This is a genomic window from Pseudotamlana haliotis (assembly GCF_008806375.1).
Taxonomy (GTDB): domain Bacteria; phylum Bacteroidota; class Bacteroidia; order Flavobacteriales; family Flavobacteriaceae; genus Pseudotamlana; species Pseudotamlana haliotis.
Genome location: NZ_WAAT01000061.1, coordinates 1 through 475, shown reverse-complemented (window position 1 = coordinate 475; position 475 = coordinate 1). Strand labels below are relative to the sequence as shown.

The window sequence follows — 475 nt, the reverse complement described above, 5'->3', positions numbered from 1 at the left end:
AATGTAGTACCATCGGCGCTAATGGGCTTAACTTCTCTGTTCGGAAAGGTAAGAGGTGAGCCCCATCGCTATAATCACCTTAAATTGTTAGCTAAATGTTTCAAGTTTATAATGTTTAAAGTTCTGCAACTTTTAACCCTATACTCTCACTTTTAACTGCGCTTTTTGCGCTAATATTTTAACATATTGAAATAAGATATTGACGTAATAATGTATTGAACTTTATAAAAAAACAGGCGTACAATAAGCCTATGGGTTATTAGTACTACTCGGCTATGACATTACTGCCTTTACACCTATAGCCTATCAACGTGATAATCTCCCACGACCCTTTAAAGAAATCTCATCTTGTGGTGGGTTTCGCGCTTATATGCTTTCAGCGCTTATCCCTTCCAAACGTAGCTACTCAGCAATGCCGCTGGCGCGACAACTGATACACCAGAGGTTTGTCCAACTCGGTCCTCTCGTACTAGAG

At 39.8% G+C, this 475-nt stretch carries 2 rRNA genes; both read right to left on the bottom strand.

Annotation, left to right across the window (positions count from 1 at the left end):
* Positions 1-82: ribosomal RNA gene (gene rrf, locus F6U93_RS14395) — 5S ribosomal RNA — on the bottom strand; the annotation flags it as partial.
* Between the two features lie 157 nt (positions 83-239).
* Positions 240-475 (bottom strand): 23S ribosomal RNA (locus F6U93_RS14390); the annotation flags it as partial.